The 20,826-nt window shown below is 50.2% G+C and carries 20 protein-coding genes; 17 read left to right on the top strand and 3 right to left on the bottom strand.

Annotation, left to right across the window (positions count from 1 at the left end; translation table 11 throughout):
- The first annotated feature begins 9 nt into the window (after positions 1-9).
- The 12 genes from PMI41_RS13975 to PMI41_RS13920 all read left to right on the top strand — a co-directional run bounded on the left by PMI41_RS13975 (position 10) and on the right by PMI41_RS13920 (position 12,958).
- Positions 10-903: an ABC transporter ATP-binding protein gene (locus tag PMI41_RS13975; protein WP_008125861.1), complete on the top strand. Its 894-nt coding sequence runs from the start codon at positions 10-12 to the stop codon at positions 901-903.
- A 34-nt stretch (positions 904-937) separates the two neighbouring features.
- Entirely contained in the window at positions 938-1,981 is a 1,044-nt protein-coding gene (locus PMI41_RS13970; RefSeq protein ID WP_348225805.1) for an ABC transporter substrate-binding protein, read from the top strand.
- A gap of 28 nt (positions 1,982-2,009) precedes the next feature.
- The gene (locus tag PMI41_RS13965; protein WP_008125859.1) at positions 2,010-2,843 is read left to right on the top strand and encodes an ABC transporter permease; all 834 of its coding nucleotides are present in this window, start codon (positions 2,010-2,012) and stop codon (positions 2,841-2,843) included.
- Positions 2,843-3,631 carry an ABC transporter permease gene (locus PMI41_RS13960; protein WP_008125858.1) on the top strand — a complete coding sequence of 263 codons (789 nt, stop codon included), beginning with the start codon at positions 2,843-2,845 and terminating at the stop codon, positions 3,629-3,631. The genes PMI41_RS13965 and PMI41_RS13960 overlap by 1 nt, the downstream gene beginning before the upstream one ends.
- Before the next feature lie 34 nt (positions 3,632-3,665).
- Entirely contained in the window at positions 3,666-4,535 is an 870-nt protein-coding gene (locus PMI41_RS13955; RefSeq protein WP_008125856.1) for an NADPH-dependent oxidoreductase, read from the top strand.
- 243 nt (positions 4,536-4,778) lie between these two features.
- The gene (locus PMI41_RS13950) at positions 4,779-6,518 is read left to right on the top strand and encodes an ABC transporter ATP-binding protein (protein ID WP_008125846.1); all 1,740 of its coding nucleotides are present in this window, start codon (positions 4,779-4,781) and stop codon (positions 6,516-6,518) included.
- A gap of 158 nt (positions 6,519-6,676) precedes the next feature.
- Positions 6,677-7,225 (top strand): 4'-phosphopantetheinyl transferase superfamily protein, encoded by a 549-nt coding sequence (locus PMI41_RS13945; protein WP_157179395.1) that lies wholly within the window; start codon positions 6,677-6,679, stop codon positions 7,223-7,225.
- A 332-nt stretch (positions 7,226-7,557) separates the two neighbouring features.
- Positions 7,558-9,198, top strand: coding sequence for a phosphoethanolamine--lipid A transferase (locus tag PMI41_RS13940; protein WP_008125842.1), 1,641 nt, complete (start codon positions 7,558-7,560; stop codon positions 9,196-9,198).
- Positions 9,195-9,581 carry a diacylglycerol kinase gene (locus PMI41_RS13935; RefSeq protein ID WP_008125840.1) on the top strand — a complete coding sequence of 129 codons (387 nt, stop codon included), beginning with the start codon at positions 9,195-9,197 and terminating at the stop codon, positions 9,579-9,581. The genes PMI41_RS13940 and PMI41_RS13935 overlap by 4 nt, the downstream gene beginning before the upstream one ends.
- 43 nt (positions 9,582-9,624) lie before the next feature.
- Positions 9,625-10,287 (top strand): response regulator transcription factor, encoded by a 663-nt coding sequence (locus PMI41_RS13930; protein WP_008125825.1) that lies wholly within the window; start codon positions 9,625-9,627, stop codon positions 10,285-10,287.
- Entirely contained in the window at positions 10,284-11,615 is a 1,332-nt protein-coding gene (locus tag PMI41_RS13925) for a HAMP domain-containing sensor histidine kinase (RefSeq protein ID WP_008125822.1), read from the top strand. The genes PMI41_RS13930 and PMI41_RS13925 overlap by 4 nt, the downstream gene beginning before the upstream one ends.
- A 311-nt stretch (positions 11,616-11,926) precedes the next feature.
- On the top strand, positions 11,927-12,958 hold the full coding sequence (locus tag PMI41_RS13920) for an adenylate/guanylate cyclase domain-containing protein (RefSeq protein WP_040855124.1): 1,032 nt from the start codon (positions 11,927-11,929) through the stop codon (positions 12,956-12,958).
- 14 nt (positions 12,959-12,972) lie between these two features.
- Here the strand turns inward: PMI41_RS13920 and PMI41_RS13915 are convergent, their stop codons facing one another.
- Complete coding sequence (locus PMI41_RS13915) at positions 12,973-14,274, bottom strand: aspartate aminotransferase family protein (protein WP_008125818.1); 1,302 nt, start codon at positions 14,272-14,274, stop codon at positions 12,973-12,975.
- A gap of 96 nt (positions 14,275-14,370) precedes the next feature.
- Here PMI41_RS13915 and PMI41_RS13910 point away from each other — a divergent pair, with 96 nt between their 5' ends.
- Positions 14,371-15,222, top strand: a complete 852-nt coding sequence (locus tag PMI41_RS13910) for a LysR family transcriptional regulator (RefSeq protein ID WP_008125816.1) — start codon at positions 14,371-14,373, stop codon at positions 15,220-15,222.
- Positions 15,223-15,294: 72 nt separating this feature from the next.
- The gene (locus PMI41_RS13905) at positions 15,295-15,861 is read left to right on the top strand and encodes a TetR/AcrR family transcriptional regulator (RefSeq protein ID WP_008125813.1); all 567 of its coding nucleotides are present in this window, start codon (positions 15,295-15,297) and stop codon (positions 15,859-15,861) included.
- Positions 15,862-15,906: 45 nt separating this feature from the next.
- Here PMI41_RS13905 and PMI41_RS13900 read toward each other — a convergent pair whose 3' ends face one another.
- Positions 15,907-16,125: a hypothetical protein gene (locus PMI41_RS13900; protein WP_157179394.1), complete on the bottom strand. Its 219-nt coding sequence runs from the start codon at positions 16,123-16,125 to the stop codon at positions 15,907-15,909.
- Between the two features lie 511 nt (positions 16,126-16,636).
- Here PMI41_RS13900 and PMI41_RS13895 point away from each other — a divergent pair.
- The 3 genes from PMI41_RS13895 to PMI41_RS13885 all read left to right on the top strand — a co-directional run bounded on the left by PMI41_RS13895 (position 16,637) and on the right by PMI41_RS13885 (position 20,128).
- On the top strand, positions 16,637-17,521 hold the full coding sequence (locus PMI41_RS13895; protein ID WP_244423951.1) for a sugar ABC transporter substrate-binding protein: 885 nt from the start codon (positions 16,637-16,639) through the stop codon (positions 17,519-17,521).
- Positions 17,522-17,616: 95 nt separating this feature from the next.
- Positions 17,617-19,143, top strand: a complete 1,527-nt coding sequence (locus PMI41_RS13890) for a sugar ABC transporter ATP-binding protein (RefSeq protein WP_052025901.1) — start codon at positions 17,617-17,619, stop codon at positions 19,141-19,143.
- Positions 19,130-20,128, top strand: a complete 999-nt coding sequence (locus tag PMI41_RS13885; RefSeq protein ID WP_008125806.1) for an ABC transporter permease — start codon at positions 19,130-19,132, stop codon at positions 20,126-20,128. The genes PMI41_RS13890 and PMI41_RS13885 overlap by 14 nt, the downstream gene beginning before the upstream one ends.
- Before the next feature lie 42 nt (positions 20,129-20,170).
- On the opposite strand, the gene PMI41_RS13880 is transcribed toward PMI41_RS13885, so the two are convergent.
- The gene (locus tag PMI41_RS13880; RefSeq protein WP_008125804.1) at positions 20,171-20,824 is read right to left on the bottom strand and encodes a glutathione S-transferase family protein; all 654 of its coding nucleotides are present in this window, start codon (positions 20,822-20,824) and stop codon (positions 20,171-20,173) included.
- Between the last annotated feature and the right edge of the window lie 2 nt (positions 20,825-20,826).

Raw genomic sequence — 20,826 nt, 5'->3', positions numbered from 1 at the left:
GGTAGCACCGTGCCAAATCAGAAGCATGTACACATCAAGGACGTGACCCGGCGTTTTCAGGTCAACGGAAATACAATTACTGCCCTCGATAGCGTCAGCCTAGATATAGCCGAGGGAGAGTTCGTTACAATTGTGGGGGCCAGTGGTTGTGGCAAATCCACTCTTCTCCGGCTGGGCGCAGGTCTTGACACTGGACACAATGGGAATATCGAACATGCCGGAAAGGTAGTTAAGGGTCCATCGTTGGATCGGGGTATCGTGTTCCAAGAGCCTAGGCTTTTCCCGTGGCTGACCGTCGAGCGCAATGTTGCACTTGGATTGCAGAATTCCGGCTTCACCAAAGATGAGAAGCGCCAGCTAGTAACGGACCAGATCGAATTGGTCGGATTGGCTGGCTTTGAAAAAGCATATCCACACCAGCTTTCCGGTGGCATGGCACAGCGCGCTGGAATTGCGCGAGGCTTGGTGAACCGACCCGACGTGCTTTTTCTTGATGAGCCTTTTGGAGCGCTTGACGCCATTACGAAGGCCCGGCTCCAAGGAGAGCTACAAGACATCTGGGCGAGAGAACAGATTACTATGATTCTCGTAACTCATGATGTCGATGAAGCGGTTTATCTTGGAGATCGAGTCGTTGTGATGTCTCCACGCCCCGGTCGGATCAAAGAGATTGTACCCGTCAATCTGCCACATCCGCGAGAGCGCACTTCGAACCAGCTTGCACATATTCGCAATCATGTTCTCGAAGTTCTCGAAAGCACAACAGCCACCTCCAAAGCTCGGCCAGTGCAAGCAAAGCCAGGCCCGCAAAAGCGCCGCACGACAGCAGCTGTATCGGCTGTGCCAATCGCATTGAATGCGAAAGCGAACCGCCAAACACTCTATTCCTCAACGGAGATTTGACATGACTATCCTCCAATTATCACGGCGGGCTTTGATGGCCGTTTTTACTGCCTCGGTACTGGCTTTGCCAGCTATTGCTGCAGAACCGCTAACGATCCATGTGGGCTATGCCGCTATCGGACTTGATAGCCGTCCTTATTCGGAAGGGACTTCTGCTGCCACTGCTCGCGCTGGCGAATATCTCGAAAAAGAATTTGCCAATGATCCAAATATCAAGATCGAGTGGTTTTTCTTTAAGGGTGCAGGTCCTGCAGTCAATGAAGGGTTTGCCAATGATCAACTAGACTTCGCTTACCAAGGCGACCTCCCCTCTCTCATCGGTCGTGCTAATGGCTTGAAAACCAAGTATCTCTTGGCAAGTGGCGCGCGCAAACCACTTTACCTGGCAGTTGCCAAGGACTCCGGTATCAATTCGGTTACTGATTTGAAGGGCAAAAAGGTAGCCTATCAGCGCGGAACCAATGGGCATCTTGCAGCAATCAAAATTCTGGAGGCAAATGGACTAACAGAAAAGGACCTGCAGGTAACGAACCTCGATAGTGCTGGCACTGTGGCTGCGCTGACCAGTCAGGATATCGACGCTGCCTTCGGTGATACTGCTCTCATTAATCTCGCCGCCCAAGGCAATGCCAAGGTGATCTATACCACTAAAGGCGACGATCCCCGCTTTGGCCGCAATGCCGGTATCGTTGCGCGGGAGGCTTTTATCAATGAGCACCCTGAAATTACACAGCGGGTGGTCGATGCTTTCGTCAAAGCAGCTCAATGGTCTTCGGACGAGCCAAACCGTGCCGCCTTGTTTGAGCTATGGCATAAATCCGGCACTGCGATTCCGATTCTGGAAGATTACTTCAGCAATGATAAACTCGCCTACCGCAACTCCCCGCTGATCGACGATCTGCTGGTTTCTCAGTATCAGAAGCAAGGTATCAAGGCAAAAGAGTTTGGCCTCATCCGCCGCGACGTTAGTACGGATGGCTGGTTTGAGCCCAAATACCTCAAAACTTCGTTGGATAAGTTCGGGCTTCAGAATTTCTGGCAGGCCTATGGTTCGAACGGCAAGCCGCTCGGTTCCTGAGCCCGGCGCGATTGGTTTACGATAACGAATGACATTCTCTGCCGATACAGTTTCATCCGCTTCGGTCAAAAGCCGAAGCGGCAAAAAGTTTTTCACAGCCCGGCGCGCGCGCAGGACTGCGGTAGCTCTCTTTCTGCCAGTCTCTTTGACCCTACTTTGGTGGATTGCATCGGATCGAGGCTGGCTACCCGAACAAATTCTGCCATCGCCGGCCTATGTCTATTCTACAATGATTGAAATGATTGGATCGGGCGAAATCCTTTATCATGCGGGCGTTAGTCTTAGACGTGTTGTGATTGGGTTCATTTTCGGAGCTTTAGCTGGTCTTGCGCTCGGCATGGGCATGGGTTTGTCACGACGGGTTGATGATTACGTCCGCCCCCTGTTTCTCGCCTTTGCCCAGATTCCCACCCTTGGGTGGATACCACTGCTGATGCTTATTTTCGGGATCGGGGAAACGCTAAAGATTATTGTGATCGCCAAAGGTGCACTGGTCCCGATGGCAATGAACACTGCAGCGGGAATACGTGCTGTCCCAGCCGATTTTGTGGAAGTCGGCCACGCGCTGCGCTTTAGCCGTTGGCAAACCTTACGTCTTATTGTTCTGCCCGGCGCAGCTCCTGCTATTTTTACCGGTATTCGTTATGGACTGACCCATTCCTGGACAGCGCTTGTTGGTGTGGAATTGCTAGCCTCATCAGAGGGGCTGGGCTACCTCCTTGTATGGGGGCGGCAAATGTTTTGGCTGGATGTGGTGATGGTCGCGATGATCACTATTGGTCTTATCGGCTTTGCCATGGACAAAAGCCTAGATGCCTCCGAAAACTACCTGCAGCGCTGGAAAAAAGAGGGGGCGGATTAATGTCGGTTCAATCTGCACTGAAAACCAGACGAGCAGTAAAAATCCGACGCGGGCTGACAATTCCTATACTGCTCCTCATTATATGGGAAGTATCTAGTCGGACGGGCCTTGTCGATCCGCGATTTTTGCCTTCGCTGGAGAACGTTTTCCTGACAGCAAAGCGTGAACTGATAGACAATAACCTTATAGGTGAACTGAGCATCAGCTTGTCCCGAAACATTGCAGGGTTTTTTATCGGTTCTATCGTCGGCATTGTCTTTGCGACAGTTCTCGCACTATCGCGTACAGCCGATGCACTAATCACTCCAAGTTTCAATGGATTGAAGCAAATATCACTTTTAGCTTGGATTCCGTTGATATCGATCTGGTTTGGCTTTGGCGAACAGGCCAAAATCGTGTTTGTTGCCATCGCCGCCTTTATTCCGGTTGTACTCAATACCTATGAGGGAATGCGCAGCGCACCGCGCGATCTTATCGAAGTCGGGCATGCATTGAGATTCACACCCTTGCAGCGGATCACACGAATATTTCTGCCATCGGCCTTGCCATCCATAGCAACCGGGGTTCATCTGGGCCTGATCTATTCTTGGCTTGCAACCGTTGGGGCAGAATACTTCCTCGCGATAGGTAGGGGAGTTGGAAGCTTGATCATTGCCGGCCGGGAACATTTCGATATGGCGCTGGTCATGGTCGGCGTCTTTATACTCGGCCTTGTCGGATTTGCTCTAAATCGGATAGCTGGCGCTGCCGAAGCCTATTTATTGCGTTGGCGGCGAGTTGTTGAATAAACGCTCTGCAATACTGGAAATAAGGACCCACTCAATGTCCACTGCCAACAAAAGCAAAGTTTCCTCTGGGGGCGGGCCTGCGGATGATCGTATCGGTCAATTGTTACGCGCGCGCTACGGCGCAGATGTCGATTTACCTGACGGCCATAATGCTGGGGATATGTTAGAAACTCTTCTTTCCCATCGCAGCATACGTTTTTACCTGCCGCAACCTGTTCCATCCGCAGCAATTGATCTTGCAATCGCCGCCGCTCAATCCGCGTCGACGTCATCGAACCTGCAAGCATGGAGTGTAGTTACTGTCGAGGATAGTGCGCGTAAGGCGCGGATCAATGCGATAGCTGGTAATCAGAAGCAGATCGATCAGGCGCCTTTGCTCCTTGTCTGGCTTGCTGATCTTTCCCGCGCGCGCCGTATTACAGCCGAACGGAGCGAAACATCGGATGGGCTGGATTATCTGGAGAGTTTTCTTCTTGCCGTAATCGACGCGACGTTAGCAGCACAAAACGCTGTGATCGCCTTTGAATCAATTGGTCTCGGCACTTGTTACATCGGCGCACTGCGCAATGATCCTGCAACAGTTGCCAAGGAATTAAATCTGCCTGACGAAGTATTTTCTGTCTTCGGACTGACTGTTGGCTACCCTGACCTGTCAATCAAGACCGATATTAAACCGCGACTACCGCAATCCATTGTAGTTCACAATGAGCAGTATAAGCGTGACGCGGAATCAGAAGGCCTGTCTGACTACAACGCTGCCTTACGTATCTTCCAAAAAATCCAGCTTATGTCGTCTATTGATTGGACCGAACAAGTGAGCCGGAGAATTGGTACAAAAGAAGCTTTGAAAAAGCGCCACGAGCTTTTGACCGTAATACGAAAACTTGGTTTTGAGCTGAAATAGCTTGAATTGACCCGCGTAGACTAATCGAAATAAGACCTCCTTAATTGTCGAACTATCGTTAGATGAACCCATTTCCGTTCAAGCTGCAGCGATATTGTACTAACGCCTGTTGAAAGATGACTATTATTCTCAATTTTATCTCTGTAATCATCGAATTCGTTGGGATAAAGGAATGGATGTGCTAACTCCGGCATTGTGCCTCGACATGCACACTTGCCTTTCCACAGTTCTTATGCGTGCAATATGATCAGACGTTTCTTTGCCTACTACGCCCCGTACAAGGGTCTTTTTGCGCTGGATTTCTCCTGCGCAATCATATCGGGGTTGCTTGAATTGGGTTTTCCCATGGCTGTACGCAGTTTCATTGACGTTTTGTTGCCTAGCCAGAATTGGACATTGATCCTCCTCGCTTCTTTTGGCCTGCTGACTGTCTACTTACTGAATACCGGATTGAATGCGGTCGTTGTATATTGGGGTCACAAACTAGGCATCAATATTGAAACCGAGATGCGCCGTAAGAGCTTCGATCATCTGCAAAAACTGTCATTCCGCTTCTATGATAACCAAAAAACCGGCCATCTTGTTGGACGTGTTACCAAAGATCTTGAAGAAATTGGTGAGGTTGCTCACCATGGTCCTGAAGACCTTTTCATCGCTGTCATGACATTCATTGGTGCCTTCTGGCTGATGGTCTTTGTCAATCCTATCCTCGCAGTTCTCACATTGGTGGTCGTGCCCGTGGTGGTGTGGGGCGCCGGCCAGTATGGCGGACGAATGACAAAGAACTGGCAGAACCTTTACAGCCGCGTCGGGGATTTTAACGTCCGTATTGAGGAGAATGTGGGCGGCATGCGCGTGGTTCAGGCATTTGCCAACGAAGACCACGAACGCACTCTTTTTGCGCGGGACAATGCGCGTTATCGTGAGACCAAGCTTGCCGCCTATTGGATAATGGCAGCCAGTACATCCCTCAATTACATGAGCATGCGGCTGATACAGGTCATCGTCATGATTGCTGGAAGCTACCTAGTTATCACCGGACAGATGACCAATGGCGGTTTCGTCAGCTTTCTTTTGCTCGTTGCTGTTTTTGTCCGCCCAATCGAGAAGATCAACTCTGTCATTGAATCCTACCCGAAGGGTATTGCTGGTTTCCGTCGTTATACCGAACTTCTCGATACGGCTCCAGATATAGCAGACCATGCAAATGCGGTGGCTGTTTCCAACTTGAAAGGCGATATTGCTTACAACAAAGTCACATTCGCATACTCGTCAGACCGCAACGCATTGCAAGACATCGACCTTAATATCAAAGCAGGCGAGACAGTTGCCTTTGTTGGATCTTCTGGCGCCGGAAAGACCACGCTTTGTTCATTGCTACCACGCTTTTACGAGGTAGATTCTGGCGGTATCAGCATTGATGGTATCGATATTCGCAATATGACGCTGGCCTCGCTACGCAGCCAGATCGGCGTCGTTCAGCAGGATGTTTTCCTTTTCGGTGGAACTATACGCGAAAATATCGCTTACGGCCGTCTTAACGCAACAGACGATCAAATTGCCGAAGCAGCGCGTCGGGCCCGGCTCGATGAGATGATTGGGCTACTTCCAGCCGGTTATGAAACGATAATCGGAGAGCGGGGAGTAAAATTATCCGGCGGGCAGAAACAGCGGCTTGCTATTGCTCGCATGTTCCTCAAAAATCCACCAATCCTCATCCTTGACGAGGCGACATCTGCTCTCGACACAAAGACTGAACGCGAGATTCAGGCATCCTTGACCGAACTCGCCGAAGGGCGCACCACCTTGGTTATTGCCCATCGGCTTGCGACAGTCCGCAATGCAGATCGTATAGTCGTCGTCGACGATACGCGCATTCTGGAACAGGGCACGCACAAGCAACTGCTAAAGTCGGATCGCTTCTATCGGCGCCTTTACGATGCTCAGTTTGGTGAAAATAGCCCTTCAACTCTGGCCAGTTAAAAGGTTGCAATCCTCGCATGGATTTCTCCTCAATCATATCTCTGGAAGAACTAGCAACCAATAGCCTGAGGAGACACGCTAACTACTGTTTTCTTGCGCCTCGAAGTTTGGCAAAGCGTGTCGACCCGACGACACTAATCCCTGCAGAAGTCGAGCGCATGCAACTGTTCAAATTCGAAGCCGATCGCGAACGTTTTCTGGTTGCTCATGGTTTAAAGCGAATTATCTTAAGCAACATACTCGAATGCAGCCCGCAAGAAATACCCCTTGTTTTCGGACCAGGCAACAAACCCTACCTTCGGGACGGACAATGCCATTTCAACCTTTCCCATAGCGGAAATTGGATTGTCATGATGATCTCATGCGAAACAGAAGTCGGAATCGACGTTGAGCAACCCAACGCATCGGGCGAGGTCCCCTTCTCAATGGTCAGCCACCCTAATGATGATCTTCACTCCACGCTCAAAACGGCTGAGCAGCAATTCTATGCCAGTTGGACTCTGAAAGAAGCAATGTCGAAATGGGATGGACGCGGCCTCGATCGTCCGTTTAACGAAATCCGCCTTGAAGCAACCTCTGGGAATACTTATCGCGGCTATCATGAGGGAACAATTTGGCATGCAAGACATGCCACGCTTGGTGATGGTGCTCACATTGCTTATGCCAGTGCTAACCCCTTACAGGTGTTTCATCTGGCAGTGAGCTGACCTTCATCCTATTGCTGGAATGAAATTGTTGCCATTCGCGTGCGGTGTTTAAAATCTAATTTCGCGGCCAGCGGAACCAACGAAAGCGCCGCCACAAGCGCTAGTATCAGGCAGATGCCGTAGTTCACTCTAAACTTCATATCTTAGTCCACATTAAATCAATGCGAACATTTTGTTCTTAAAAGCTGACACCAACCTGAAACCCTCAGCGGGCAACGAATAACTGAAAATCGGTTATCATTCAGGTTCCTGTCAGCAAATAATCCGATTTCTGCATTCGAACAGCGCCGCACAATTGCGACGCCTTAATTCGATCACGCAAGGAAGTCGCCGTGTCAGTCGCAGCAGGTTATTTGGAAGGCAGTTTAGCTCGCCCGAAAATTGGTAGCGTAAGTTTGAGTGTTGTCGTTGCGGTCTTTCTAATTGCGACCGCCAACGCTACTTTTTGGGGAAAAGCAAGTGTCCTGCTCGAGGGGCAGACAATCGCACTCGTCTACTTAGCCTTCGGGCTTACGTGTGCGTTCGTTGCCCTATGCGTGTCTTTTTCTCTGAAGTTTCTTATTAAACCGTTTTTGATCATTCTTTTACTCTTCAGCGCATCCACATCCTGGTTCATGGATAGCTACGGCACGATAATTGATGTGAACATGCTGCAAAGCGTTATCGATACCACCGATGCTGAAGCCGGCCACTTAATGACACCCGCCTATATATGGCACATGCTTATCTTCGGAATAGCGCCTGCTCTTTTGGTCGGTTGGGTACGAGTCAAACATCGGACTTATTTCCAGAAACTCAAATGGAATATGGCAATCATTGCCCCTGCGCTTGTTTTTTTCGTAGTCGCAGCGCTTTCACATGCCAGCACATATCTGTCTTTGGGGCGAGAAAACCGCGATTGGTTTGCCACCTTAAATCCCATTGCGCCAATAGTGAATGTAGTTAAGCTGGCGATAAGAACGACCAGTAACCAGAACATCGTGGTACAGCCACTCGGTACGGATGCTCGCGTCTATTCGACCGCAAAAACAGACAAGCCACGTGTCACAATTATCATTGCAGGCGAGACAGCCCGGGCAGAAAGTTTTTCACTTGGTGGCTACTACAAGAACACCAACCCTGAACTGTCGAAGCAGGATATCACCTATTTTCCACAAACGAGCAGTTGCGGCACCATCACCGAAGTTTCATTGCCATGTATGTTCTCAGTCTACACACGCAAAGAATACACCTACCGAAAAGGACTGGAGACAGAAAACCTGATGGATGTACTAGGTCACGCCGGGATAAAAACGGAGTGGTGGGACAATAATACCGGCGATAAGAAAATTGCCAAACGCACGACATATCAACCGCTCTATAAATCCGGCAACCCGGCTTATTGCAAAGATGGCGAATGTCTCGACAGTATCCTTCTCGACCAGCTCGATAATTGGCTGGACAACGTGAAAACTGATTCAGTATTGGTTATTCATCAACTCGGCAGCCATGGCCCGGCCTATTATTTACGGTATCCGGAAGAGTTTCGACATTTTACTCCAGACTGCCGTACGTCCGAGTTTGCGAAATGCACCCGGCAAGAAATTATAAACTCCTACGACAACACCATACTTTACACCGATCACATTATCTCGACTGTAATTAACAAACTCAAGGAGAGAGAATCCCGCATATCACCGTCCATGATCTATATGTCGGATCACGGGGAATCGACCGGCGAATATGGGCTCTATCTCCATGGCGCACCATATTTCATGGCCCCTACACAGCAGACGCATGTGCCCTTTGTGCTATGGCTTGGGCAGACTGCTAAGTCTGAAATTAACGCTTCGTGCCTTGCTTCTCAGGCCCCCAAACCGCACTCACACGACAATCTCTTCCATACTGTGCTTGGCATGATGCACGTCGAAACAGCGGCACGCGACAAGACGCTTGATGCACTTGCCCCATGCCGACAGGGATATTCGTCATGACTGACAGTCCATACTTTAAAAAGAAAACCGGATTGCGTCATCTGTTCGCGGCTGCAACTTACTCGGTGAAAGGAGCCAAACGTCTTGTGCAAGAGTCGGCGGCGCGGCACGAAATTGTTGCTTTCATTCTGATCACGGCTTTGTTCTCATTCGTTGGAGCGACCATTCTTCACCAACTGGTGTTAACATCCCTTTTCCTTCTGCTACTCGCTGTTGAAGCTCTGAACACAGCCGTCGAAGAGGTCGTCGACCACATTTCGCGCGATTACTCGGTTGCAGCTCGAAATGCGAAAGATCTCGGCTCGTTTGCGGTCTTTTGTGTCCTCGGCATCAACGCCGTTTTCATTGTCTACGTCTTAATCGATTTGCTGACCCAAGTTTAATTGGCTACGCTGAACAAATATCAAACGTTGCCGGGGTTGAGGTTTGAGAGTTCTCCTTGTTGAAGACGATCAAACTCTTGGTGAGGCGGTGCGCGACCATGTCGCCAGCACCCACCATGCAGTTGATTGGATGCAAACCATTGATGATGCGACCGGTTCCGCCCGTGTGGTAGAATATGGGCTGATCCTGCTTGATCTTAGATTGCCGGATGGCAGCGGCATAGATTTCCTCAAAGCACTCCGATCAAAAAGTGATGCAACGCCTGTCATCATTTTAACTGCCCATGATCAGATATCCGATCGGATCGAAGGCCTGAATGCAGGCGCCGATGATTACCTCGTCAAACCGTTTAATCTCGACGAACTCACAGCTCGCATGCTTGCGGTGACAAGGCGGCACTCCGGCAGTTCAAGCTCAGTGATCTCCATTGGCAAACTGCGTATCAACATCGCCGATAGAAGTATTTACTCGGGAAAGCAGGAAATTATATTGTCGGGACGTGAATGGGCCGTGCTTGATAAATTACTTTCGCGTACCGGTGCCATCATCTCAAAATCTCAGATCGAAGAGGCGCTTTACGCATTTGGCTGGGAAGTAGAGAGCAACACTGTCGAGGTTTACATTAGCCGTCTTCGCAAGAAGCTTGGGCGCGAGCACGTGTCAACAATACGTGGTGTCGGCTACAAACTCGAAGGTCGCGTATGAAACACCGCAGCATGACACGCCGTCTGATTTTTTCTTTGACGGCGACACTAATACTATTTTGGCTTCTGGCTACAACTGCTGGCATATTCGTTATGCAAGACGAGTTTGGAGAGATTTTTGACGGCTCTCTACAGGCAACAACTGAACGTCTCACGCCGCTCGTTGTCGACGATCTTCTGCAGAATGCGCAACTTCCTGAATCACGGCGTCTGCAGAACTTGAATGAGTCCACGCACAAAGGTTATCTTACGTATCAGGTCAGAGACGCCACCGGCAAGGTCATCCTTCATTCTCACGACGTGTCGGCAACACCTTTCGTTGCACCATTAAAACGCGGGTTTTTTCAAGATGATATCTCGCGATTTTATACGGTTTCCGCGGCCAACAATACAATCTTTGTCCAAGTTGCAGACTCGATGGCACATCGCACGGAAGCGGCTGTAGAAGGAGGTCTTGCTTTGCTCCTTCCTGTTTTGGTGCTGATACCAGCCAGCATAATAGGTATATGGTTGATCGTGCGCCGCTCCATCGAACCGGTCAATGATCTGCGCCAAGCAATATCCGACAAAGATAGCGGGAATCTGGCTGCAATCGAGCTACAGACACTCCCACGTGAACTCCAACCGATTATGCTGTCAGTCAATCGACTATTGGAACGTCTGCGTTCGGCTCTCACCGCGGAGCGAGAATTCACTGCAAACAGCGCACACGAGTTGCGCACACCGCTTGCGGGTGCACTTGCACAAACTCAGATGTTGAAATCTGAGCTGCGAGCCCCAACGTCAAATTCACGGGTCACACAGATAGAGTCGTCACTGCAGAAGCTTATCAAGCTCGTTGAAAAACTTATGCAATTGGCGCGTGCCGAAGCACGGATTGGCACTTCGAACGAAACTGCCGATTTGGGGAATGTCCTAGAGCTTGTGATCGAAGACTTCCGTCGTGCTTCCGAGGCTGGCAACAAAATCCTGTATGCACGGGCCGAGGCAGCAACGCTTCACCGCCCGGTAAGTGAGGACGCATTTGCAATCGTCCTTCGTAACCTGATAGAGAATGCGCTGATCCATGGAGATCCCAATACTCCAGTCAGAATTGACCTAACGCGCCATGGAACTATCCATATCGTCAATGACGGGCCGGTCCTCAATTCCAACGAACTCAAATCAATCCGGCAACGCTTCAGTCGTGGCAAAACCACATCTCCGGGCTCAGGTCTCGGCTTGCCCATTGCTACGGAACTGGCATCGCAGATGGGAGCTACCTTGGAACTGAAATCTCCGGCGACTAACGCTACTGCCGGTTTTGAAGCTATTTTGCGCTTTAGCTGACGTTTCACACCCTTTTACCCTTGCAACAAATAGTTCCGCTCGCCATTGATGGCTCGGCACAAGCCCCCATATGCATATCACATCCTGCCTGAAAATGAGCTTCATCGGGAGAAACGTTCTTGCGTAGAAATTCTACAGGATTTTGGATTCTCGTTCTCTCTGTTATTGCTTTGGGTGGTTTCTCAACAAGCTCACTGATTTACGATGGCTCTCCACTGATTGGGTCTAGCCTGGCACTCGTCATCTGTATACCTATTCTCGCGCTTGAGCGCAGCTCCGCATTTCCTGCCCTTCACCGGTGGTTCACTTCATTGAATTCTGTGCAGTTCTGGTCACTGGCGCTGAGTATCGCGGCTGCGGGTGGACTCACTTTTGCGGTGCTGGCGGCAAAAGACTCTCTTGTTGCGAGCGCTTTTTTTGGAATCTGTCTTTCTGTTCCAATTTTTGCTTTTGAGCGCGGAGTTATCCTGCGGAAATTACATCTATGGATCAACAGACTGCCCACCTTCGGATTCATTCTGGCAGGCCTTTCCGTCTACTATATTCTGATCAATATTGGTTTTGCTATCGCCGGAACTGCCATGTGGAGCATTGGTCTCATGGGCGGATCGTTTACGGAAGCAACGATCATTCCACCTAACATCCTGCTTTATACGCTCGGCGTCTCTGCGATGCTGACGTTTATTCTGCGCGTGCGCGAATTGCTTGGCCGCGATATTTTTGCGAGCCTTATTGTTGGTCGCTATCGTCAGCCAGTCAGTGAAAATCGCGTCTTTCTATTCATTGACCTCGTGGGCTCTACATCATATGCCGAACAATACGGCGATCTGCGTGCGCAACAGTTTTTAAGCGCATTGTTTGCAACATTCTCGGAGCCAGTGCGACGCCATCGCGGCACTATTGATGATTATCTCGGTGATGCAGTTCTTATTACCTGGCCTTATGAAAAAGGCATTCGGGATGCACGCTGCGTCCGATGCGTTTTCGACATCCTTGATGTTATCGCAGCAAACTCGGCAAAGTGGATGAGGGAATTCGGCCAAGTTCCAAGTTTGCGAGCGGCCCTCCATGGTGGGCCGGTTATTACGGCGGAAATCGGCGTTGACCACCACAAAATAACTTACTTCGGCGATACCGTGAATACGACCGCCAGACTTGAGGGCCTCTGCAGAACCTTAAGCGCCAATGTCCTGATTTCTGGCGAACTTGCGCTGCGTATCAACTTTCCTCCTGAAATAGCGAGAGAGCAATTAGGAACGCATAATGTCAAGGGCAAGGGACAGCCGCTTGCCGTGGTAGCGTTGAAACGGCAAGCCCCACAGCAGAACGCTGACTTGTTGTAACCAAGTGTCCAGTATCAAACACATTCGGCAATTGCACGTTCAAGAATGTTTACTCCAAGCTCAAGTTCTTCGTTCGAGACTGTTAAAGGTGGAGCAATACGGAATACACCTCCCATTCCGGGAAGCTGTACGATATTCATACTTAGACCAAGTTCCATGCAGCGACGTGTAATCCTGGCGCCAAGCTCTGGTGCAGGCTGTTTACTTTCCCGGTCGGCTACAATTTCCATTCCCAAAAGCAAACCTCTACCGCGCACATCACCTATGCATTCAAACCGTTGTTGAAGGTCCCTCAGTTTACCAGTCAATATATTACCGGCCTCTGCTGCACGGTTGACCAGTCCATCACGTTGAACAATCTCCAGTACCTTGAGACCAACGGCAGCCGGCAGCGGGTCAGAAACGTGCGTTGTGTAAAACAAAAACTTGCGCTCGTGGCAACGTTCTTCAATTTCCGCTGTTGTCAGAACCGCCGACAGAGGAAGACCTGCTCCGAGCGTCTTGGACAGAACGAGAATATCTGGAGTGACGCCATCTCTTTCGCACGCAAACATAAGACCGGTCCGGCCTATCCCGGTTTGTGCCTCGTCAAGTATAAGGAGCATTCCCCGCTCCTCGCATTTCGATTTCAGCGCGGCAAGGTAACCTGTCGGGAGTTCGATGATACCGCCTGAGCTGAGAATTGGCTCCGCCAAAAATGCTGCAAGATTCCCTGTCGATTGCTGGTCCACCAAGGAGAACGCATAATCAAGTTCTGCTCGCCAGTCGGCTTCTCCACTCCGTTCAAATGCTGGCCTATAGGAATTGGGTACAGGGATTGCAAAAGAACCCACTGCGGGCGGCCCATAGCCTTTGCGGCCAGCGCTGTAAGTTGCCGATGCTGCAGCAGCGGTCATACCGTGCCACGACTGGGCAAAGCTCACAACTTCCCAACCGCCCGTCGCAAGCTTGGCCATACGCAAAGCAGCTTCATTTGCTTCGCCACCTGTTGTCAGCAACATTGATCTTTCGAGATTTCCAGGTGCGATACGCGCAAGTTCCGATGCGAGGTCGACGACGGGTCGGCTGAGCATGCCACTGAAAAGATGATCAAGGTTTCTGACGTGGTGTGTTACCACCTCGGAAATCTCAGGGTGGCCGTGTCCCAAAATTGCGCTCATCTGGCCGGAGGTAAAGTCGAGAATTGCTCGACCGTCAGCATCATAAACAAAACTGCCTTGCGCTCGATCGATGATCAATGGCTCGAACACACCACCATAGCGTATGAGGTGTTTACGAGCGCTTGTCCAAAAGGCGGGATCGGTATTTCTGCTCATGGCTGGCTCCTGATCACTAGCAAATTTCCAACAGGCTAGAGAAGCCAACCACTTCATGCTAGCTTATAGAACTAAATTGAGCATTCAATAAAACTTATGGCTCCTCTTGATATAGACCTCCTCCGCTGCTTCCTGATGGTCGTCGAGACCGGCGCATTGAGCCGGGCTGCCGAGCGCATAGGGCGTAGTCAGGCAGCAGTCAGCATGCAGATGAAGCGCCTTGAGGATATTGTCGGTCAACCGCTGCTTAATAGAACGGGGCGCGGTGTGCTCATGACCATTCACGGTGAACGGCTATTGGGGCATGCACAGCGTATCCTGCGTTCGCACGATGAAGCTGTCGCGGAACTAACAGGACGCAGCCTTAGCGGCACATTGCGCTTCGGTTGCCCGGACGATTATGCCGATGCATTTTTGCCGCCATTATTGCGCAGCTTTGCTCAACTTCATCCTCAAGTGATGATAGAGGTCGTTTGTGCTTCAACCCCTCGCCTGCTTGCCCAGTTGGATCGCAACGTCCTTGATCTTGCGCTGACATCAGTCTCGCTAGATTCAGGGCGTTCAGTACTGCGCGAAGAGGAATTGGTGTGGGTAGGGCAGAAAAACATCAGGGAGGATTCGCCTGACCCACTTCGCTTGGCGCTTGGTGATCCAGATACGCTTGATCATCGTGCTGCAACAGCGGCTCTTGAACAGCCAGAGCGAAGCTATCTTATCGCATACTCAAGCGGTAGCCTTTCAGGTCTTCTTGCTGTTGTCCGATCAGGCCAAGCCATTGCAGTGCTGACCAAAGCAGCTGTACCTGCTGACTTATCGATCCTTTCAAAAACAAACCGCTTGCCTGAACTCCCCAAAATAGGCCTGATACTTAAGATGGACGAGAAGCGTGCTACGCCGTTAACGCGCGCCTTTGCAGCCCATGTCCGTACACTGCTGCCAGCACTTTGACTATTTAGCCCCTTACCTACCAATTCAATAGAAAATTGACTAATTTGGTTGAATTCGTGCTAATCTGAAAAAATGCCAAAGCCTACCAAATCCGAGATAGACGCTGAGATTATTGATCGTGCTGCAGCATTATTTGCCAGACACGGTTTCGCCCATACATCGCTACAACAGATTGCAGACTCCGTGAATTACTCAAAAGCGGGAATACTGCATCATTATCCAAGTAAGAAAGCAATTTACGACGCTGCCTTGCGTACTGGTCGCGAGCACATGCATGAACTACTGGCCAATGTCGAAGCAATTGCCGTTGGTATCGAACGTGATCGCGCTATCGTGGAAGCTTCCGTTGATTATACATTCAATTGGCCGGGAGTATCCGCCCTTGTAAATCGGTTGGCAGACAAAGAGCAGGATATTGATCCTGAACTAACCGAGATGGGGCTGGTGATGTATGCAGCGTTGGGGATCGATTTAAAAGCACCTCAACAGGAACGGATTGTTCGTGTCACCAGTGCATTCATGGGGCTCGGCATAACGGCCTTGTTGGCTGTTCGATTGGATTTAAAACGTGAGTGGCGTGATCACATCATTTCCGCTGCGATGAATGGACTCGGTCATCCAAATAAGAAGACTCGCTGAGATTCACTCAAGTTTATACCAATACCGTGGCCAGTTGCTTAATAATCAACGCGCTTTCCATCCAAGCACAAAGGCTACGAAAATTACTCCAAGAGCAAAAACTTCAGAAATTGCAATGCTGAAGACGATAACTGTTCCTCTGTTCTGCTTAATAAGCACAAGCATATTATGCAGTAGCGCCATGGCACTTTTCCGCTCGATTACGATCGCTGTCACTATCATGCAAATTGCAAAGACGACGTAGAACGCAATGCTGAGAGTCATGAACTCACTTCTATGCTGCTTGATGATCGAGAGCGTATTCAGGAAGGGCAATTTATTTTCCTTGAGTATTCATAAGCAGCAAGCTTGGTTCGCATAGGCGCGAACACCACCTATCATAGAGTTAGAGAATATACCAATATGGTCTTTTTACAACCATTTTGGTGGGTAGTTGCAGACCACGTCCGCAGTGTTCGCGAGCAACAAGTCCCAGGCTAGTGGCCTCGAAGTATTGAGCCAGACAATTCCGCTTGCTTCGATCGCAGTAACAACTCTATCCGCCGCTGCCTACCCACTCCATATAAAAAATATTGATATGAAACGTTTCATATTGACTTTACTAGCGGTACATGACCTTTAATGCACGGAACACGGTTGCCATCCTTCGATCGCAAACCGTGTTGTCGCCGCGTTGGAGGACGAGGCGAGACTCTACTCATTTTGTCGTTCTGGGAGGAATACAATGAAATTCGCCAAATTTATTGCCGCCGGTATATTGGCAAGCACAATCCTGATGCCTGTGTCGGGATATGCTGCCGACAAGCCCGTAGTTGGCTTGGTAATGAAATCTCTCGCCAACGAGTTCTTCAAGAACATGCTGGAAGGTGCAAAGGCCGATGAAGCAAAGCGCGGTGACTACACACTCAAAGCCGTGGGCATGCAGTCGGAAACAGACGTAGAGACCCAAATTAACGCGATAGAGAGTTTTATTACGGAAAAGGTCGATGCGATTGTCGTTGCACCATCTGACTCCCGTGCGTTGGTACCGCCGATCAAACGCGCAATAGACGCTGGCATAACAGTGATCAATTTTGACGTAGCACTGGACGAAAAGGCAAAAGAAGAGGCCGGAGTGAAACTGGCCTTCGTGGGGCCGGACAATCGTGGTGGAGCAAAGCTCGCAGGCGATGCTTTGGCGAAAAAACTTGGTGAAGGTGCCAAGGTCGTTATCATCGAAGGTAATCCCGGTGCTGATAATGCCGCTCAACGCAAACTTGGGTTTATGGATTCTGTAGAAGCCGGCAAGCTGGACCTGCTGGATTCACGCACCGCTCACTGGGAAACTGAAGAAGCCAATACACTATTTTCCAACATGTTGACCGCTCACCCTGATATTCAGGGTGTTCTGGCCGCCAATGACTCGATGGCACTTGGCGTGGTCAAGGCGATCGATGCAGCAGGTAAGACAGGCAAGATTGAAGTCGTTGGCTTCGACAACATTCCAGCCGTGCAGCCGCTTCTCAAGGAAAAGAAACTGCTTGCAACTGTGGATCAGTTTGGCCAGCTAATGGCGGCAGACGCCATCGATAAGGCTCTCAAAGTGGTAAAAGGCGGAGCGCCGCTTGAAGGTTGGGTCAAGACCGACATCAAACTCGTGACATCTGACGATGTGAAGTAAATCCCGTCTGGCTGCGTCACCAGGATGGCGCAGCCAGTACTTCAACGCTCTAGATTAGGCGGACAGCGGATTTGAACGAGTCGCCCAGCACTGATATGTCTATTAAACCATTGCTCGAACTGTCAGGTGTTGCAAAACGCTTTGGCGGCGTCGTCGCCCTGAATGGCGTCAGCTTCAATCTCCGGGCTGGCGAGGTTCACGCTCTTGTGGGCGAAAACGGCGCAGGAAAATCCACTTTAATCAAGATTTTATGCGGTATCATCCGACGAGATGCCGGGACCATCGTGCTCGGTGGAACACCTTACGATCCGCAAACACCTGGGGATGCCAAGGCAGCCGGTATTCAGGTGGTGCATCAGGAATTCAATCTTCTCCCCTATTTATCTGTCGCTGAAAACATATGCTTCGAAGATTTGCCGCGAAACCGCTTTGGTATCGTAGATCGACGCTCACTACACGAGCGGGCTCGCAAAGCGCTTGACGCGATCGGCCTCGCTGATGTGGACGTTCGCCGCCCCGTGGCATCACTTGGCGTGGCCCACCGACAGCTTGTGGAAATCGCCCGCGCCCTGATGGGCGAGAGCCGCATTCTCATTCTGGACGAGCCCACTGCAACACTGACTGCGCGGGAAACCAAGCGACTATTCGCAATTATCGCCGCTCTTAAAGCAAAAGACGTGGCCATTGCTTTTGTCTCACATCATCTCAATGAAGTTTTCGCGATATGTGATCGCGTCACTGTCTTGCGCAATGGCCAATCTGTGATGACCTCCGATATTTTGGCGACTAATCCAGATCAACTTGTAGGCCACATGGTCGGGAGACAGCTCGCTGCAGCGATGGCGGCAACACGCGAAGTGGATAAATCCGGACGTACTGCGCTGTCATTGCACAATTTAAGACACCCCGCCTCCCCTAATGAAAGCGGTATATCCTTTGATCTGCACTATGGCGAAATGCTTGGTATCGCGGGCCTCGTAGGCTCTGGCCGCACCGAACTTCTTCGTTCGATTTTTGCAGCTGACCTGCCTAAATCAGGTTTGCTGGAGCGTGATGGGAAAAAGGTATTCTACCGGAATCCGAAAAACGCGATCCGCGATGGAATAGGGTTTGTTACCGAAGATCGCAAGGAAGAGGGTCTTATCCTGAACATGCCCATCGCGGCAAATGTGACGCTTGCAAATCTGAAAGCAGTATCTCGATATGGACTTCTGAAAAAACACGGCGAGATTGCGCTGACACAACAACTCGGCAGTGACATTAAACTGAAATACGGTCACCCGCAGGACAATGCCTCGACCCTTTCAGGTGGAAACCAGCAAAAAGTCGTATTGGCAAAATGGCTGGCCAATAATCCTAGAATTCTTTTGTTGGATGAACCCACTCGAGGGGTCGATGTTGGCGCAAAGGCAGAAATTTACGCTCTTTTGCGCGGACTTGCGGACAAAGGACTGGCTCTGCTTGTCGTTTCCTCTGAATTGCCTGAGTTGATCACACTTTGTGATCGCATCTTAGTCATGTCCAATCATCGTATCGCAGGCGAGTTGCCGCGGAAGGACTTCTCAGAAGAACGTATTTTGCATTTTGCCTATAAGGATGAGCGCAGCCATGAACACCAGTGATGTAAGTCAAACAGGCCAGACACGCATTGCCACCACAACCAAAACGGTTTTGCGTGAGGCTGGTATTGGTATCGCGCTGATAGTGCTCATCCTTGTATTTTCCATGACAACGCAGCACTTTCTTACCGCCAGTAATGTCACCAATATTCTTACACAGGTAACCATAAATCTTATTCTGTCTATAGGCATGACATTTGTCATTCTGATTGGCGGCATTGATTTGTCAGTAGGTTCGGTGCTGGCATTTTGCGCAGTCGTAGCAGGGACCGTTATGACCCTGCCTGGCCTAGATCCGTCAACTGCAGTTATTTTGGCAACGCTGAGCGCAGTAGCAGGCGGCATCTTTTTCGGGTTACTTAACGGCTTCATAAGTGCCTATTGGGCAATCCCCTCCTTCATAGTAACGCTTGGAACTCTCAACATTGCTCGTGGCGCTGCCCTTCAGGTAACAAATGCCTCAACAATCTATTCCTTTCCTGCTTCCTTCAACGCATTTGGATCCCAAACACTATATGGCATCCCTCTGCTCTTTCTCATTGCGTTGGTGCTTGTCGGCATAGGTTGGTTTGTGCTTACCAAGACGGTTTTTGGCCGTGTTCTCTATGGAATTGGAAACAATGAGGAAGCCGCGCGGCTCGCAGGCCATAATGTTTTCTTTTATAAAATTGCTGCATTCACGATTTGCGGCGGCGCAGTGGGCATCGGCGCAATCGTCTATATGGCACGTCTCAACATTGCCAGTCCGATTATAGGTATAGGTTTTGAGCTCAACGCCATTGCCGCCGTTATCATCGGCGGTACGAGCTTGAGTGGCGGACGGGGTAGTATAATTGGCACGTTGCTCGGAGCTTGCATCATCGGCGTCTTGGCGAACGGGTTAATACTTCTGGGGCTGAGCGATTTCATGCGCCAGATGATCACCGGTTTTGTCATCATAATCGCAGTTGTTCTCGACAAATATCGTGAACGTTTGACCAAGGTTTAATTAGCGCTAATACTGATCGTGTCCGACGAGCAAATCGTCTATTCAATCGCGATCTTCAGGCGCTCCCAAGGGAAATAGATGACGATAGGGGCGAGCCTCATCAAGTGCTCGAGCATAACTGGGGCGTGCAAGGAGGCGATCACGATATGCCCAGAGATTCTGGTATTTGACAGGGATGGAATAGGTCCAATCGGCATAGAGCAAGGAGGGAGCTGCTGCACAATCTGCCAAGCTGAAATCACCGGCGACCCATTCACGTTTAGCCATGCGTCTATCAAGAAGTTCGTAGGCAGAGTCAAACGCGGTTTTCCACTTTGCACCGTCCTCGCCATCATCAGGTTCACGCCCGATCGACAGATAAACCAGCCTTTGCTGCGGATAGTTGACATAGTTGTCGAAGAACCGGTCCCACATCCGAACCTCAACCGCTTGGATTGGATTGGCGGGTATTAGTGGTGGCGTGTCGGGGTAAAGGGCATCAAGATATTCAATGATCGTTGTCGCCTCAAAGATCAATTCCCGCCCGTTTTGCACGACAGGAAATCTTTTGATAGGCCAAAGTTCTTCAAACTCACTGGCAACTGGATCTGTGCCGTCAAGCAGGCGTGTTTCGAATGATACACCCTTTTCATAAAAGCCTGTCTTGGCCTTCTGCACATATGATGAAAGAGGGTGAAGATACATAATCAGCGTCATTG

Origin of the sequence: Phyllobacterium sp. YR531 (genome assembly GCF_000282595.1) — a bacterium.
Taxonomy (GTDB): Bacteria; Pseudomonadota; Alphaproteobacteria; order Rhizobiales; family Rhizobiaceae; genus Phyllobacterium.
The sequence above is the reverse complement of the archived record's forward strand: the minus strand, read 5'-3'. Positions and strand labels throughout refer to the sequence as shown.

Bases quoted from the DNA above. Each gene is read 5' to 3' on its own strand.
- PMI41_RS13970 (WP_348225805.1), top strand. From the start codon at position 938: ATGGCCGTTTTTACTGCCTCGGTACTGGCTTTGCCAGCTATTGCTGCA.
- PMI41_RS13965 (WP_008125859.1), top strand. From the start codon at position 2,010: ATGACATTCTCTGCCGATACAGTTTCATCCGCTTCGGTCAAAAGCCGA.
- PMI41_RS13960 (WP_008125858.1), top strand. From the start codon at position 2,843: ATGTCGGTTCAATCTGCACTGAAAACCAGACGAGCAGTAAAAATCCGA.
- PMI41_RS13955 (WP_008125856.1), top strand. From the start codon at position 3,666: ATGTCCACTGCCAACAAAAGCAAAGTTTCCTCTGGGGGCGGGCCTGCG.
- PMI41_RS13950 (WP_008125846.1), top strand. From the start codon at position 4,779: ATGATCAGACGTTTCTTTGCCTACTACGCCCCGTACAAGGGTCTTTTT.
- PMI41_RS13945 (WP_157179395.1), top strand. From the start codon at position 6,677: ATGCAACTGTTCAAATTCGAAGCCGATCGCGAACGTTTTCTGGTTGCT.
- PMI41_RS13935 (WP_008125840.1), top strand. From the start codon at position 9,195: ATGACTGACAGTCCATACTTTAAAAAGAAAACCGGATTGCGTCATCTG.
- PMI41_RS13925 (WP_008125822.1), top strand. From the start codon at position 10,284: ATGAAACACCGCAGCATGACACGCCGTCTGATTTTTTCTTTGACGGCG.
- PMI41_RS13915 (WP_008125818.1), bottom strand. From the start codon at position 14,274: ATGAGCAGAAATACCGATCCCGCCTTTTGGACAAGCGCTCGTAAACAC.
- PMI41_RS13910 (WP_008125816.1), top strand. From the start codon at position 14,371: ATGGCTCCTCTTGATATAGACCTCCTCCGCTGCTTCCTGATGGTCGTC.
- PMI41_RS13905 (WP_008125813.1), top strand. From the start codon at position 15,295: ATGCCAAAGCCTACCAAATCCGAGATAGACGCTGAGATTATTGATCGT.
- PMI41_RS13900 (WP_157179394.1), bottom strand. From the start codon at position 16,125: ATGACTCTCAGCATTGCGTTCTACGTCGTCTTTGCAATTTGCATGATA.
- PMI41_RS13895 (WP_244423951.1), top strand. From the start codon at position 16,637: ATGCCTGTGTCGGGATATGCTGCCGACAAGCCCGTAGTTGGCTTGGTA.
- PMI41_RS13890 (WP_052025901.1), top strand. From the start codon at position 17,617: ATGTCTATTAAACCATTGCTCGAACTGTCAGGTGTTGCAAAACGCTTT.
- PMI41_RS13885 (WP_008125806.1), top strand. From the start codon at position 19,130: ATGAACACCAGTGATGTAAGTCAAACAGGCCAGACACGCATTGCCACC.
- PMI41_RS13880 (WP_008125804.1), bottom strand. From the start codon at position 20,824: ATGACGCTGATTATGTATCTTCACCCTCTTTCATCATATGTGCAGAAG.